A 14,443-nucleotide genomic window follows, 5' to 3' on the forward strand; every position below is an offset into this window, starting at 1 on the left:
CGAGACCTCGGATCAGGTCTAGCGCCGGCCCGAGCGGAGGGCCGACAGACGATCCTGGCCGGGCGGAAGGTCAGGCCCGCGATCCCGGCGATGTGTTTCGGGGCAAAACCAGAAAACGGCCGGTACGCCGCCGAACAACGCGGCGCTCGGCCGGCTTTCTTGCCGTCGGAAACGGCCGGAGGACGTCGTCATGGAACCGGGCGTCACGCCGGACCCGCACGAGCACCGGACGGGAATGGGCCTCCACGCCAGGGTGACGGCCGAGTTTCCGCACGATATACAGGGCCGCGGCCGGGGGAAGCCGCACGATCCGGTCATCGTCGCCGCTCCGCCCCTTGAAGTGACAATCGTCAGAGATGCCGTTCTCCGTTCTCGATCTCGTCGTGCTGGGTATCGTCGTGGTCTCGGCGCTGTTGGCCGCCGTGCGCGGCGCGACCCGCGAAGTGCTCGCCATCATCGCCTGGGTCGCCGCCGCCGCCATCGCCTGGAAATTCCATCCGCTCCTGCTGCCCACCGTCAGCCAGCACGTGACGAATGCCACCGTCGCCCTGGTGGCCTCGATCGCGGCGATCTTCCTGGTGACGCTGATCGTCGTGTCGATCATCACCGTGAAGGTGTCGGACATGATCCTCGATTCGCGCATCGGCGCGATCGACCGTTCGCTGGGCTTCCTGTTCGGCGCCGGCCGCGGCTTCCTGATCTGCGTCATCGGGTGGGTGTTCCTGGCCTGGCTCGTGCAGGGCAAGATGCCGCCCTGGGCGTCCGAGGCCCGCAGCCGCCCGATGCTGGAGAAATCCGGCGAGGCCCTGGTGGCCCAGCTGCCCGAGAATCCGGAAGGCCTGCTGAAGCAGTTCAAGAAGCCCAAGACCGAGACGCCGGCCGATCCCGTCGAGCCGCCGGAAGGGGAAGTCCCGGCCCAGCGCCGCACCGAAGCGCCAGCCACGCCTGCCCCGCGACGCTGATCTGCGTCCCTGCGCGCTTGGTTGCAGCGCGAAGGCCGACTACATGACGCCTTCTTGACGGTGCCCGCCCGGGATTCGCGCGGGGCCAAGCAGGGAACGACATCATCATGTCTGTAGCCAAGTCGAGCGCCCGCCCCCCTGTCGAGGTCGTGGACGGGCTCGACCGCGACGGCGACACGCTGCGCGAGGAGTGCGGCGTGTTCGGCATCTTCGGCCATCCCGATGCCTCCGCCATCGTCGCCCTCGGCCTGCACGCCCTGCAGCATCGCGGCCAGGAGGCGGCCGGCATCGTCTCCTTCGACGGGGCGGTCTTCCATTCCGAGCGCCGGCCCGGCCTCGTCGGCGATTCGTTCTCGGATCGCTCGACCATCGAGCACCTCGAAGGCCCGGCCGCCATCGGCCACGTCCGCTACTCCACCACCGGCGGCACCATCCTGCGCAACGTGCAGCCGCTCTTCGCCGAACTCGCCAGCGGCGGCCTCGCCGTGGCCCACAACGGCAACCTCACCAACGCCCTCTCGATCCGCCGCGACCTCGTGCGTGACGGCGCCATCACGCAGTCGACCTCCGACACCGAGGTGATCCTGCATCTGGCCGCCCGCTCCCGGGCGCCGCGCATCGTCGAGCGCTTCACCGAGGCCCTGCGCCAGATCGAGGGCGCCTACGCCATCGTGGCCCTGACCAACAAGAAGCTCATCGGCGCCCGCGATCCCATGGGCATCCGCCCCCTGGTGCTCGGCGAGCTCGATGGCCGCTACATCCTGGCCTCCGAGACCTGCGCCCTCGACATCATCGGCGCCAAGTTCATCCGCGACATCGAGAACGGCGAGATCGTGGTGATCTCGGAAGAGGGCATCGAATCGCTCCGCTTCGCCCCGGCCCAGCCGATGCGGCCGTGCATCTTCGAGTACATCTACTTCGCCCGGCCGGATTCGGTGGTGAACGGCAAGAGCGTCTACGCCGTACGCAAGAACATCGGCCACGAACTGGCCCGGGAATCGGCGACGGAGGCCGACGTGGTCATCCCGGTGCCGGATTCGGGCGTACCGGCGGCGCTGGGCTTCGCCCAGGAGACCGGCCTGCCCTTCGAGATGGGCATCATCCGCAACCACTATGTCGGGCGCACCTTCATCCAGCCGACCCAGTCGGTGCGCGAGCTCGGCGTCCGCATGAAGCACTCGGCCAACCGGGCCGTGGTCGAAGGCAAGCGCATCGTGCTGGTCGACGACAGCCTCGTGCGCGGCACCACCTCGGTGAAGATCGTGCGCATGATGCGCGAGGCCGGCGCCCGCGAGGTGCATTTCCGGATCGCCTCGCCGCCGATCACCTACCCGGACTTCTACGGTATCGACACGCCGGAGCGGGAGAAGCTGCTCGCCGCCACCCACGATCTCGAGGGCATGCGCCGCTACATCGGCGCCGATTCGCTGGCCTTCCTGTCCATCGACGGCCTCTACAAGGCCATGGGCGAGGCGCGGCGCGACGAGGCCTGCCCGCAATACACCGATCATTGCTTCACCGGCGACTACCCGACCGGCCTGACCGACCTCGCGATCGCCGGGCCGCGCCGCCTCGCCATGCTCGCCGAAGCCGATTGAGCGTCCGATGAGCGACCCGACCCAGCCGCTCGCCGGCCGCCTCGCCGTCGTCACCGGCGCCTCGCGCGGCATCGGCCGCGCCGCCGCCCTCGCCCTGGCCCAGGCCGGCGCCCACATCGTCGCCGTCGCTCGGACGCAAGGGGGCCTCGAAGAGCTCGACGACGCCATCCGGGGCGTCGGCGGCAGCGCCACCCTCGTGCCCCTCGACCTGACGGACTACGACGCCATCGACCGCCTGGGTGCGGGCATCCACGAGCGCTGGCAGCGCCTCGACATCCTGGTGGGCAATGCCGGCATCCTCGGCAACCTCACACCGATCGGGCACGTGACGCCGAAGACCTGGGCGCAGGTGATGGAGATCAACGTCACGGCGAATTACCGCCTGATCCGCTCGTTCGATCCGCTGCTGCGGGCCTCCGATGCGGGCCGGGCCATCTTCGTGACCTCCGGCGCCGCCCAGAAGTGCCGGGCCTATTGGGGGCCCTACTCGGTCTCCAAGGCGGCCCTCGACGCCCTGGTGCGCACCTACGCGGCCGAGACGGCGACGACGCCCGTGCGGGCCATGCTGCTCAATCCCGGCCCCTTGCGGACGTCGATGCGCAAGGCCGCGATGCCGGGCGAGGACGAGATGACCCTGAAGACGCCGGAGGACCTCGCGCCGCACTTCGTGCGCCTGGCCAGCCCGGATTTTTCGGAGTCCGGCAAGATCTACGACTTCCCGAGCGACCGGATCCTGACGCCGCAGATGGCGTGCTGACGCCGGACGCCGTCCCTCCTCCTCCGTTCTTCGAGACCGCCATGATCGACGTTCGCTGCATCTGCGCCATCGGCCTTCGCGGACAGCTGGGCCTCAACGGGCACCTGCCCTGGGAGGGCAACACCGATCCGCTCTTCGTCGAGGACGTGACGCGGTTCTTCGCCGTCACCATGGGCCACGTCCTGATCGCCGGGCCGAAGACCATCGCTTCGGTGCCCGAATTCGCCTTTAAAGACCGGACCATCGACGTCATCCGCAGCCACGAGGACCCGCAGGCCGTGCTGGCGCGCTATCCCGGGCGGCGCATCTTCGTGGGCGGCGGCATCGCGGTCTGGAACGTCTACGCCAAGTATATCCAGCACTGGGACATCACCCGCCTGCCCTACGACGGCGAGGCCGACCGCTGGTTCGACCCCGCCTGGCTTGTGGGCGGCCCCGCGCGGGCACAAACCGGCGCCTGACGGGTTGAGGGGAGCCACCCTTCCACAAGGCTCCCGATGACCTCAGCCCCTTACCGCTTCGGCATCGAGGAAGAGTACTTCCTGGCGGATGCCGAGACACGCGGCACCCCCCGTCGCTCGGTGAAGCCCTTCCACGTCCAGGCCGGCGAGGAATTGCCCGAGATCGGGCGCGAACTGCTCCAGTGCCAGGTGGAGGTCTGCACCCCGCCCTCCACGGACTTCGCGCAGGCGCGGGACGTCCTGTCGCGCCAGCGCTCGGCCCTGGGCAAGCTCGGGCGCGAGCACGGTCTCCTCGTGTTCGCGGCGGGCACGCATCCGGTGGCGGACTGGGCGCGCCAGCTTCCCACCAAGGGCGACCGATACCGGGGCATCCTGCGCGACGTCGGCCTCGCCGGGCGCCGCAGCCTGATCTGCGGCATGCACGTCCACGTGGAGGTGCCCGATCCCGACGCCCGCGTCGACCTGATGAACCGGCTCCTGCCTTACCAGCCGCTGCTCCTCGCCCTCTCGGCCTCGTCGCCGTTCTGGCAGGGCAAGCCGACGGGCCTCAGCGCCTATCGCCTCAGCGCCTTCGGCGAGTTGCCCCGCACCGGCCTGCCCGATCTCTTCGCCGACACGGCCGCCTACGACCGCTACGTGCGGATCATGACCCGGGCCGGCTCGATTCAGGATGCGAGCTTCCTGTGGTGGTCGCTGCGCCCCTCGATCAAGTTCCCGACCCTCGAATTGCGGATCGCCGATTCCTGCACCCGGCTGGAGGACGCGCTGACCATCGCGGCGCTCTACCGCTGCCTCGTCCGTCTGATGGTGCGCCGGCCGGAGCTCAACGCCGACCTCGACGGCGTCTCCCGGGCGCTCGCCCAGGAGAACCTGTGGCGGGCCCAGCGCAGCGGCACCGAGGCCGAGCTGATCGACGAGGCGAGCGAGGAAGCCCTGCCTTTCGCCCGGGCCCTGGACGATCTCCTCGTGCTCATCGCCGAGGACGCCGCCGCCCTCGGCTGCGAAGCGGAGGTGGCGCAGGCCCGCCGTATCCTCGCGGACGGCACCAGCGCCGAGCGCCAGGCGGCCACCTTCGAGGGGGCCCGCGACGGCGACACCTCGAACCGCCAGGCCCTCGATGCCGTCGTGGATTGGCTGGCGCGGACGACCTCCGGCGCGGCCTGAGCCCGAGGCTCAGCCCTTGTTTTCCCGGTCGAAGGGATTCTTCGAGGTGCGCAGGGACAGCCGGATCGGCGTACCGGGCAGTTCGAACGCCTCGCGCAGGGCGTTGACGAGGTAGCGGGTGTAGGATTTCGGCAGGCCGTCGAGCTGGTTGCCGAACAGGGCGAAGTGCGGCGGCCGCGCCTTCACCTGGGTGGCGTAGCGGATCTTGATCCGGCGGCCCGACACCGCCGGGGGCGGGTTGCGCTGGGTGGCGGCGCTGAGCCAGTCGTTGATCCGTGAGGTGGAGACGCGGGTGCTCCAGATCTCCTCGGCGTAGGTCACGGCCTGCATCAGCTTGTCGATGCCTTCGCCGGCGAGGCCGGAGAGCGGCACCACGGAGACGCCGCGGACCTGCGGCAACAGGCGGGTGCAATCCTCGCGCAGCTTCTTGAGGAGGCCGTTCTGGTCGGCCACGAGGTCCCACTTGTTCAGGCCGATGACGAGGGCGCGGCCCTCGCTCTCGATCAGGTCGACGATGGTCAGGTCCTGCTTCTCGAACGGAATCGTGGCGTCGAGGAGCACCACCACCACCTCGGCGAAGCGCACGGCGCGCAGGCCGTCCGAGACCGCGAGCTTCTCGAGCTTGTCGTCGATGCGCGCCTTGCGGCGCATGCCGGCGGTGTCGTGGAGCTTGATCCGGCGGCCGCGCCATTCCCAGTCGAGGGAGATCGAATCGCGGGTGATGCCCGCCTCCGGACCGACGAGGAGGCGCTCCTCGCCGAGCATCCGGTTAATTAAGGTCGACTTGCCCGCATTGGGGCGACCGACGATGGCGACCTTGAGGGAGCGGTTCGACGGATCGTCGTCGTATTCCTCGTCGTCGTCGTCGGGCTTCGGCAGGGACTCGATCAGCGCGTCGTGCAACTCGCCGATGCCCTCGCCGTGCTCGGCCGAGAACGGGATCGGGTCGCCGAGGCCCAGGGAGAACGCCTCGTAGGCGCCCGACAGGCCCGCGCCCCCTTCCGCCTTGTTGGCGATGAGGATCACCGGGCAGCCGGCCCGCCGCACCATCTCGGCGAAGGGCTGGTCCGCCGGGAGCACGCCCGCGCGGGCGTCGATCACGAACAGCACCACGTCGGCCTCGAGGATCGCGGCCTCGGTCTGAGCGCGCATGCGGCCGATCAGCGAGCCGGGATCGGCCTCTTCGAGGCCGGCGGTGTCGATGATGCGGAAGACGAGACCACCGAAATTGACGTCGCCCTCGCGCCGGTCGCGGGTCACGCCGGGGCGGTCGTCCACCAGGGCGAGCTTCTTGCCCACGAGGCGGTTGAACAGGGTCGACTTGCCGACGTTCGGCCGTCCGACGATCGCGACGGTCGGCATATCCATGGTGTGCTCGTTTCGATCAGGCGTCCGTGAGAAGCGGGTCGAGGGCTCAGCGCGTGACGGGTGGGGGAGCGGCCGGGGCGGCGGGGGCCGCAGCGGTCACGGTGACGGGTCCGCCGGCCACCAGGGCCGCGTAGACCTCGATGCGCTGGCGCAGGTTCTGCGGCGTCTGCGGATCGGCGTTGATCTGGTCGAACCAGCGCCCGGCGCCGTCGTAGTCGCCGCGCTTCAGGGCGACGAGGCCCAGCATCTCGCGGGCGGTGTGGCGGAAGGGGCCGTTCGGCGCGGCGAGGCCCTGGAGCGTCGCCAGGGCGGCGTCGGGCTCCGTGCCGTCGAGGCGCAGCAGGGCCGAGCGAAGGCGGGCGAGGTCACGCAGGCCCGTGCTCACGCGGGTGTCGTTGGCCAGCGCGTCGTACTCGGCGGCCCCGGCCTTCGGGTCGCGCTTGGCGGTCTCCGTGGCGGACCGGAAGCGCGCCAGGAGGGCGTAGCCGGAGGGTGCATCGCTCTCGATCGCCTCGAAGGCCTTGTCGGCTTCCGCGGCCTTGCCCTCGCGGGCGAGGCGGTTGGCGACCTCGAAGCGCTCGGAGGCCGCCTCGGCGCGCACGCGCTGGTCGTGCTGCCAGTAGCGCCAGCCGCCGACGGCGACCACCACGAGGACCGCCAGGGCGATGATCACGCCGCTGTAGCGGCGCCAGATCTCGGCGACCTGATCCCGGCGATAGTCCTCGTTGACCTCGCGGATGAACTCGTTGTTTTCGGCCATGTCGTCTCACGCCGATCGGGAACCGAGCGGCCGCTGCATGAAGATGAAGGCTTGCGCCTATCACAGGCGCGGGCGGTTGGCGACCGGCTTCGACGCGAGGCCCTTCGGTCCGGACGCGTCTCAGGCCTGGCCCGGCCAGGCGGCGACGCCGATCAGGAGCGGATGCAGGTAGCGCGCGAACGCGAACCAGACGCCGAGGCCGATGACGACGGCCAGGGCATCGTTGCGCCAGCCCGCCGGTGCGGCGGCGGGGCCGCCATGCTGCGCGGCCACGGCCCCGGGGGCGAGGGCCCGCCGCTTGGCGCTGATCCGGGCCATCACCGCCCAGGCGAGGAAGCTGCCGAACAGCAGGATCGAGCCGAGGTCGCCATTGGCCAGCAGGTGCGCGGTGGCCCAGATCTTCACGGCCAGCAGCATCGGGTGCTTGGCCCGGGCACGGATGTGCCCCGGCAGGTAGGCCGAGGCCAGGGCGACGAAGGCCAGGGCGGTCAGGAGCAGGGCGAGGTGGCGCGTCCAGACCGGCGGGTCCCACACGGCGATGTAGCCGGACTGGCGATAGAGGTGGAAACCGTAGGCGATCAGCACGAGGCCCAGGAGGGAGGCCAGGGTGTAGGCGAGCTTGTAGCGGCCCTCGCCGACCTGATCGATCACCCGCGCCCGCCGTGCCCGTGCCATGGAGAAGGCATGCGTGCCGAGGAAGAGCACGAGCCCGAGGATGAGGAGGAGCATGGAAGGCCTTCGCGGGAGGGCGTCGGGGATCTGTGGATAGGGCCGGAATCGGACGCGTGCGCACAATCGAACTGTAACGGTTCAAAACCCAATCTGCGGCCGATGTCCAGGGACTCCCGATGACGCGCCCCCTTCCCCTCGCGGCCCGGCTCCTGCTCGCGCTGGTCTGCCTCGGCGGCCCGGCGCGCGCCGCCGCGGAGCCGCCGCTCTCCGCCCTGACCCTGGTCGGCCCCCCGGTGGTGATGTTCAAGGCCGGGCGCGACGCCTGCGACGGGGTCGACGTGCCCGACGCCTCGGCCCGCGCCTTCCGCGAGGCCTCCGGCGCCGTCGCCCTGTTCGGCATGCACTACCGGAACCGCGCCTTCCGCGGTCCCCGCCTCGACGCCCTGAAACTGGACTGCGCGGTGGTGCTCGAATCCGGCGGCAAGGCCGATCCGGCCGCCTACGACGACGCCTCGTGGATCACCGCCACCTGGACCGAGGAAGGCCGCGCCGTCGCCGCCCTGGTCCACCACGAGTACCGGGCCAACGAGCATCCGGGCCGCTGCCGCGCCAAGGAGTACATGGCGTGCTGGTACAACAGCGTGGTGGCGGCCGCCTCGACCGATGGCGGACGCAGCTTCACCCGCGCGACCCCACCGGTGGTCGTGGCCGGCGCCCCCTTCCGCCAGGAGGTCGGGCAGGGCAGCCATCGCGGCTTCTTCAATCCGTCGAATGTCTTCTCGGACGGGACCTGGCGCTACTTCCTCGCCTCCACCACGGGCTGGACACAGCCGGGCAGCGACCAGTCCGCGGGCGTCTGCCTGTTCCGCAATCGCGATCCCGCCGACCCGACGGGCTGGCGGGCCTGGACCGGCACCGGCTACGAGGCGGCTTTCCCCGACCCTTACGCGAAACCCGTCAAGGCTCCGGCGACCTGCGCACCGGTGGCGCCGTTCCCGACCCCGGTGGGCGCCGTCGTGCGCCATCGCGCCAGCGGCGCCTGGATCGCGGTCTTCATGGCCAAGGCCGGGCCGGGCTTTCCGCAATCCGGCTTCTACTGGACCACCTCCCGCGACCTGCTGGACTGGGACACGCCGCGCCTGCTCCTGGCCGGCGCCACCCTGTACGACGATCCCTGCCGGGCGCCCAGCGGACTCATCGCCTACCCGTCGCTGCTCGATCCCGACGCGCAGGGGCGCAACTTCGACGACACCGGCGACACGGCCTTCCTCACCTACGTGACCCTGCGCACCGAAGGCTGCACCATCACCTCCGATCGCGACCTTCTCCGGCGCAACCTCGCGATCAAGGTGTGGCCGTGAGCCCCGCCTCCGGCCGCCGCACGAGGTCGATGAAGGCCTGCAGCGGCGGGGGGATCTGGCGCCGGCCGGCATAGTACAGGAACAGCCCGGGGAAGCTCGGACACCAGTCGGGCATCAGGCGGACGAGCCCACCGGACGCCAGGAGGTCGGCGACGCTGTCCTCGAAGACCAGGCCGAGGCCGAGCCCCGCCAGGGCCGCCTGCACGATCATCTCCTGATCGTTGACGACGAGGGGACCGTCGACGGAGACCGCCAGCGCCCGCCCGTCCTTCTCCAGTTCCCAGCGATACACCGCACCGCCGGGAAAGCGCTGCCGGATGCAGCGGTGCGCCACGAGATCGGCCGGGCTCTCGGGCGTCGGCCGTCCGGCCAGATAGGCGGGGGCGCCCACCAGGGCGAAGCGCTGGGGCCCACCGAGGGGCACCGCGATCATGTCGCCGGCCAGGTGCTCGCCGAACCGGACGCCGGCATCGAACCCGCCGGCCACCACGTCGGTCAGCGCATCGTCCCCCACGACCTCGACGCGGACGCCGGGATAGAGCGCGAGGTACCGCGCCACCAGCGGCATCAGGACGAGGCGGCAGGCCGCGCGCGGCGCGTTGATGCGCAGGGCGCCACCGAGCGTGGCGCGGAACGCGCCCGCGGCTCCGACCGCCGCGGCGATCTCGGCCAGGGCCGGCCCGATCCCCGCGAGCAGGGCCGCCCCCGCCTCGGTCGGCGCGACGCTGCGGGTGGTCCGGTGGAGCAGACGCACCCCCATCCGGGTCTCCAGGCCCCGCAGGGCGTGGCTCAGCGCGGAGGGGGACACCCCGAGTTCGAGGGCGGCCCGCCGGAAGCTGCCGTGCCGGGCGATGGCCGCGAACGCCGCGAGGTCCGCGAGGTCGGCCCGCTGCATTGATGAGCCTCGCTCAACGGTTCGTCCAGGAGTGTCGATCTTATCGCCGATCCGGCCCCATGGCACACCGATGCGGCGATTTTCGAACCCAGGCACCGCGATGCGACACCACCCCCTCGGCCAGACCGGCCTCACCGTTTCCGTCCCCGGCCTCGGCTGCATGGGCATGTCCGAATTCTACGGGCCGGCCGACGAGACGGAGTCCCTCGACGCCCTCGCGGCGGCCCTCGACCTCGGCTACGACTTCCTCGACACCGCCGACACCTACGGGCTCGGCCATAACGAGACCCTGCTGGGCCGCTTCCTGAAGGGCCGCCGCGACCGGGTCGTGCTCGCCACCAAGTTCGGCATCATCCGCCCCTCCGACAGCCCCGACGACAGCGCGAAGCGGCGGATCGACAACACGCCGGCCTATCTCACCGCGGCCTGCGAGGCGTCGCTGACCCGGCTCGGCGTCGAGACCATCGATCTCTACTACTGCCACCGTCGCAACCCGGAGACCCCGCTGGCCGAGATGATCGGCGCGATGGCGCGCCTGGTCGAGCAGGGCAAGGTGCGCGGACTCGGCCTGTCCGAGGTCTCGCCCGAAACCCTGCGGGCCGCCCACGCGATTCATCCGATCGCGGCGGTCCAGAGCGAGTATTCGCTGTGGAGCCGGGGAGCCGAGGACGAGGTGCTGCAGACCTGCCGCGACCTCGACGTCACCTTCGTGGCATACGCACCGCTCGGACGCGGGTTCCTCACCGGCAGCCTCGATCCGGCGCGGCTCGCCGCGGACGATTTCCGCCGGGGAAATCCGCGCTTCCAGTCCGACGCCCTGGCCCGGAATCAGCGCCTGCTCGACGGGCTCAGCGCCATCGCGGCGCGCCGGAACGCCAGCTCCGGCCAGATCGCCCTCGCCTGGCTCGTCGACCGCGCACCGGGCGTGGTGCCGATCCCGGGGACGCGGCGGGTGGCCCGCCTCGCCGAGAACGCCGCGGCCATGGACCTCGCGCTCACCCCCGGCGAGATCGCCGAGCTCGACGGGCTGTTCCCGCCCGGCGCCGCCGCCGGCGCCCGCTATGCCGAGGGCGGAACCGCCGGCATCGAGGTTCTGTGACGACCGCCGTCAGAACTGGCGCAGATACGGAGCCGGCTTCTGGCCGAGGATTCGCCAAGTCCCTGCCAGACCGAGGAGAATCGCGAAGGCGACCGCGAGGGCCGCCGCGAGGATCGCCCCCGACAGGTCGAGGGTGAACTCGAGCTTCATCACCCGGGTCACGATGACCCAGCCCGCCAGGGTGCCGGCGGCGAGGCCGAAGATCGCCGTGGCGAGGCCGAGGGCGCCGTATTCGAGGGTGTAGGCTGCCAGCAGCCGGCCCCGCGTGGCGCCCAGGGTCTTGAGCACGACCGCGTCGTAGAGCCGGGCGCGGTGCCCGGCCGCGAGGGCGCCGGCCAGAACGAACAGGCTCGCCACCACGGCGACGCCGCTGGCGCCGCGAATGGCTAGGACCAGCTTGGCGACGATGTCGCTCACGGCCTCCAGGGCCTCCTTCACCCGCACGCTGGTGACGGAGGGGTAAGCCTTTGCCACGTCACGCAGAATTTCCGCCTCTGCCTTGGCGTCGGGTCCGTTCGGCAGGGTGAGGGTCGCCAGATCGGAGTGCGGCGCCCCCCGGAACGTCCCGGGCGAGAACACCATCACGAAGTTGATCCCGAGCGAGCGCCACTCGACCTTGCGCAGGTTGGCGATCCTGGCCGTCAGCGTCCGCCCCAGGACGTTGACCGTCACGTTGCTGCCGACGGCGAGGTTGAGCTTGCCCGCCAGTTCGGCATCGAAGGACACGAGCGGCGTCCGAGCCTCCTCGGGGGTCCACCAGTGACCGCCGACCAGAGACGAGCCCTCGGGAAGGTCGTCGGCGTAGGTGATGCCGCGGTCCCCGTCGAGCACCCAGGCGGCATCCTCGGGCGCCTTGATCTCGCCGGCCGGAACGCCGTTCAGGGCGGTGATCCGACCGCGCATCATCGGAACGCGTTCGATCTTCGCCCCCGGCGAAAGGCCGCCGAGGAAGGCGTGGAAGGCGTCCGCATCGCTCGACGGGATGTCGAGGAAGAACAGGTTCGGCGCCTTAGCCGGCAGGGAATTCGTCAGCGTCCGCCGAACGTTGGCGTCGATCAGGCTCAGGGTGACGAGAAGGGTCACGCCGAGGCCAAGGGAGAGCACGATGGCGGGGGTGAGCGCCCCCGGCCGATGCAGATTCGCCAGGGCCATGCGGGGAGCCGCCATGCGCGGGCGCGGGAGTCGTCGCGCTACCGCCATCAGCCCGAGGGCGACGAGGCGCAGCAGCCCGAAGGCGAGCCCGGCGGCAACGATGAAGACGAGCGCCAGGCGCCGGTCGAAGGCGGTGACCAGGGCCAGCCCGATCAGCCCCACGAGGGCGGCCGCCAGGATCAGGCGATAGCGCAGGCGGGTGCGGGCGGAACCCGGATCGACCACGTCCCGGAACAGCCCCGAGACGGGAATGTCGTGGGCGCGCCCCAGGGGCTGGATGGCGAAGGCGACCGCCGTCAGGAATCCATAGGCCGCCGCGAGCGCGAGCTCGCCGGGCGCGATGGTCGGATTGAGCGGCAGCGGCAGGGCATCGTGGAACAGCGCGTCGAGGCCGAAGGGCAGGAGCGCGCCCACCGCGAGGCCGATCGCGATCCCGAGGGCAGCGATCAGCAGGACCTGGGTCAGGTAGAGCACCACCACCTGTCCGCCCGGCGCACCGACGCTCTTCAGGGTGGCGATGGAGCCGCGTTTTCGCTCGACGAAGGCCGCGACCGCATTGGCGACCCCGACGCCGCCGACGATGAGCGCCGTCAGGCCGACCAGGGTGAGGAACTGGGTGAAGCGCTCGATGCTCTTGGCAAAGCGCGGATCGGCGTTGGTGCGCGCCCGCATCTCCCAGCCCGCATCCGGAGCAGCCTTGGCGATGGCGGCGGCGCGCGTCTCGAGATCGGCGTCTCCGACCCCCGGGATCTGCAGGCGATAGCTCCAGCGGTTCAGGCTGCCCGGCCGGATCAGGCCCGAGGCCGTCAGGGCCTTGTGCGTGATCAGCACCCGGGGGCCGAAACCGATACCGTTGGCGATGCGATCGGGCTCCGACACGAGGGTGGCGCGGATCGCGAACGGCTTGCCCGCGATGGTGATCCGGTCACCGACCGTGAGGTCGAGGCGAGTGAGCAAGGCCGGGTCCGCCACCGCGCCGGCAGCGCCGTCGCGTTCGGCCAGGAGATCGGCGAGGGGTTCGGCCGGTTCGGTGACGAGTTCGCCCGTGGTGGGGTAGTCGGCGCCCACCGCCTTCAGCTCGACCAGGGCCGCGCCGGTCTCTCCGGCCACGGCCATGGCGCGCAGGGTCGTGACCACGGAGACGCGACCCTGCGCATCCAAGGCGGCGCGCTCCTCGGGCGTCGCCTCCCGGTTGATCAGGCTGTAGGTGAGATCGCCGCCGAGGATGCGCGCCCCCTCGCGGCCGAGACCGTCGGTGAGGGAGCGCGAGATCGAGGCGACGCCGGCGATGGCCGCGACGCCGAGGGCGATGCAGGCGAGGAACACGGTGAAGCCCGCCAGCCCGCCGCGCAATTCGCGAAGCGCGAGGCGCAGGGTGAGTGGAACGTGCCCCCCTGAGGAACGTCCGCTCGGCTTGGGAAGGGTGCCATGCATCGGGTCAGGCCTGGACCGGCACCGGCGCTTCCACCCGGCCAGAGCGGAGGCGGACGGTGCGGTCACAGAGACGCGCGAGGCCGGGGTCGTGGGTGACGAGGACGAGGGTCGCGCCGCGGTCGCGCTTCAGGGCGAAGAGCAGGTCGACGATCTGGCGACCGGTCGCCTCGTCGAGGTTGCCGGTCGGCTCGTCGGCCACGAGGATCGCGGGGTCGGGCGCGATAGCCCGCGCGATGGCGACCCGCTGCTGCTCGCCACCCGAGAGCTGGGCCGGATAGTGGTGCAGGCGGTGGCCGAGCCCGACCGCCTCCAGCTCGACCTGTGCCCGGCGGTGCGCGTCGGGTTGGTCAGCGAGTTCGAGGGGCAGCGCCACGTTCTCCAGGGCGGTCATCGTCGGGACGAGGTGGAAGGCCTGGAATACGATGCCGATGCGGCGCCCGCGAAAGCGCGCCAGGGCATCCTCGTCCAGACTTCCGAGATCGATACCCTCAACAAGGATGCGACCTGAATCCGGCCGTTCCAGGCCCGCCATGACCATCAGCAGAGTCGATTTGCCGGAGCCGGAGGGACCCACGAGACCGACCGCCTCGCCCGGCGCCACATCGAGGGAGATGCCGCGCAGGACATGGACGCGCGCCGCCCCACGGCCGAGGCTGAGGTCGATGTCGGAGAGGGCGATGGTCTGCGCCGTCGGCGCAATGGGGTTGTCGGACTTCAACGGGCGACCGATCTGTGTGCAGCTGTCGTCATCGTGACGGCG

At 71.0% G+C, this 14,443-nt stretch carries 13 protein-coding genes; 7 read left to right on the forward strand and 6 right to left on the reverse strand.

Features of this window, described 5'->3' with window-relative positions:
* Positions 1-356 precede the first annotated feature (356 nt).
* From AC6EUL_RS00745 to AC6EUL_RS00765, 5 genes are all read left to right on the forward strand, one after another.
* On the forward strand, positions 357-962 hold the full coding sequence (locus AC6EUL_RS00745; RefSeq protein WP_056218968.1) for a CvpA family protein: 606 nt from the start codon (positions 357-359) through the stop codon (positions 960-962).
* Between the two features lie 107 nt (positions 963-1,069).
* Positions 1,070-2,560, forward strand: coding sequence for an amidophosphoribosyltransferase (gene purF, locus AC6EUL_RS00750; protein ID WP_056218966.1), 1,491 nt, complete (start codon positions 1,070-1,072; stop codon positions 2,558-2,560).
* A 7-nt stretch (positions 2,561-2,567) separates the two neighbouring features.
* Entirely contained in the window at positions 2,568-3,317 is a 750-nt protein-coding gene (locus AC6EUL_RS00755) for an SDR family NAD(P)-dependent oxidoreductase (RefSeq protein ID WP_499868275.1), read from the forward strand.
* Between the two features lie 41 nt (positions 3,318-3,358).
* Positions 3,359-3,778 (forward strand): dihydrofolate reductase, encoded by a 420-nt coding sequence (locus AC6EUL_RS00760; protein WP_499868277.1) that lies wholly within the window; start codon positions 3,359-3,361, stop codon positions 3,776-3,778.
* Between the two features lie 36 nt (positions 3,779-3,814).
* Positions 3,815-4,942 (forward strand): carboxylate-amine ligase, encoded by a 1,128-nt coding sequence (locus AC6EUL_RS00765; protein ID WP_499868279.1) that lies wholly within the window; start codon positions 3,815-3,817, stop codon positions 4,940-4,942.
* A gap of 9 nt (positions 4,943-4,951) precedes the next feature.
* On the opposite strand, the gene der is transcribed toward AC6EUL_RS00765, so the two are convergent.
* The 3 genes from der to AC6EUL_RS00780 form a co-directional block, all read right to left on the reverse strand.
* Entirely contained in the window at positions 4,952-6,310 is a 1,359-nt protein-coding gene (gene der, locus AC6EUL_RS00770; protein WP_499868281.1) for a ribosome biogenesis GTPase Der, read from the reverse strand.
* Between the two features lie 46 nt (positions 6,311-6,356).
* Positions 6,357-7,070, reverse strand: coding sequence for a tetratricopeptide repeat protein (locus AC6EUL_RS00775; protein WP_056218953.1), 714 nt, complete (start codon positions 7,068-7,070; stop codon positions 6,357-6,359).
* Between the two features lie 120 nt (positions 7,071-7,190).
* The gene (locus AC6EUL_RS00780) at positions 7,191-7,799 is read right to left on the reverse strand and encodes an NnrU family protein (protein WP_056273304.1); all 609 of its coding nucleotides are present in this window, start codon (positions 7,797-7,799) and stop codon (positions 7,191-7,193) included.
* Positions 7,800-7,918: 119 nt separating this feature from the next.
* Here AC6EUL_RS00780 and AC6EUL_RS00785 point away from each other — a divergent pair, with 119 nt between their 5' ends.
* Positions 7,919-9,103, forward strand: a complete 1,185-nt coding sequence (locus AC6EUL_RS00785) for a hypothetical protein (RefSeq protein WP_499868284.1) — start codon at positions 7,919-7,921, stop codon at positions 9,101-9,103.
* Here the strand turns inward: AC6EUL_RS00785 and AC6EUL_RS00790 are convergent.
* Complete coding sequence (locus tag AC6EUL_RS00790; RefSeq protein WP_499868286.1) at positions 9,087-9,998, reverse strand: LysR family transcriptional regulator; 912 nt, start codon at positions 9,996-9,998, stop codon at positions 9,087-9,089. The genes AC6EUL_RS00785 and AC6EUL_RS00790 overlap by 17 nt on opposite strands.
* A gap of 100 nt (positions 9,999-10,098) precedes the next feature.
* Here AC6EUL_RS00790 and AC6EUL_RS00795 point away from each other — a divergent pair, with 100 nt between their 5' ends.
* Positions 10,099-11,097, forward strand: a complete 999-nt coding sequence (locus AC6EUL_RS00795) for an aldo/keto reductase (RefSeq protein ID WP_499868288.1) — start codon at positions 10,099-10,101, stop codon at positions 11,095-11,097.
* Positions 11,098-11,106: 9 nt separating this feature from the next.
* Here AC6EUL_RS00795 and AC6EUL_RS00800 read toward each other — a convergent pair whose 3' ends face one another.
* On the reverse strand, positions 11,107-13,683 hold the full coding sequence (locus AC6EUL_RS00800) for an ABC transporter permease (protein ID WP_499868291.1): 2,577 nt from the start codon (positions 13,681-13,683) through the stop codon (positions 11,107-11,109).
* A gap of 4 nt (positions 13,684-13,687) precedes the next feature.
* Positions 13,688-14,401, reverse strand: a complete 714-nt coding sequence (locus AC6EUL_RS00805) for an ABC transporter ATP-binding protein (RefSeq protein WP_244476365.1) — start codon at positions 14,399-14,401, stop codon at positions 13,688-13,690.
* Positions 14,402-14,443: the final 42 nt, after the last annotated feature.

It is taken from the genome of Methylobacterium sp. 001424705 (assembly GCF_059816145.1).

Bases quoted from the DNA above. Each gene is read 5' to 3' on its own strand.
- AC6EUL_RS00745 (WP_056218968.1), top strand. From the start codon at position 357: ATGCCGTTCTCCGTTCTCGATCTCGTCGTGCTGGGTATCGTCGTGGTC.
- purF (WP_056218966.1), top strand. From the start codon at position 1,070: ATGTCTGTAGCCAAGTCGAGCGCCCGCCCCCCTGTCGAGGTCGTGGAC.
- AC6EUL_RS00755 (WP_499868275.1), top strand. From the start codon at position 2,568: ATGAGCGACCCGACCCAGCCGCTCGCCGGCCGCCTCGCCGTCGTCACC.
- AC6EUL_RS00760 (WP_499868277.1), top strand. From the start codon at position 3,359: ATGATCGACGTTCGCTGCATCTGCGCCATCGGCCTTCGCGGACAGCTG.
- AC6EUL_RS00765 (WP_499868279.1), top strand. From the start codon at position 3,815: ATGACCTCAGCCCCTTACCGCTTCGGCATCGAGGAAGAGTACTTCCTG.
- der (WP_499868281.1), bottom strand. From the start codon at position 6,310: ATGGATATGCCGACCGTCGCGATCGTCGGACGGCCGAACGTCGGCAAG.
- AC6EUL_RS00775 (WP_056218953.1), bottom strand. From the start codon at position 7,070: ATGGCCGAAAACAACGAGTTCATCCGCGAGGTCAACGAGGACTATCGC.
- AC6EUL_RS00780 (WP_056273304.1), bottom strand. From the start codon at position 7,799: ATGCTCCTCCTCATCCTCGGGCTCGTGCTCTTCCTCGGCACGCATGCC.
- AC6EUL_RS00785 (WP_499868284.1), top strand. From the start codon at position 7,919: ATGACGCGCCCCCTTCCCCTCGCGGCCCGGCTCCTGCTCGCGCTGGTC.
- AC6EUL_RS00790 (WP_499868286.1), bottom strand. From the start codon at position 9,998: ATGCAGCGGGCCGACCTCGCGGACCTCGCGGCGTTCGCGGCCATCGCC.
- AC6EUL_RS00795 (WP_499868288.1), top strand. From the start codon at position 10,099: ATGCGACACCACCCCCTCGGCCAGACCGGCCTCACCGTTTCCGTCCCC.
- AC6EUL_RS00800 (WP_499868291.1), bottom strand. From the start codon at position 13,683: ATGCATGGCACCCTTCCCAAGCCGAGCGGACGTTCCTCAGGGGGGCAC.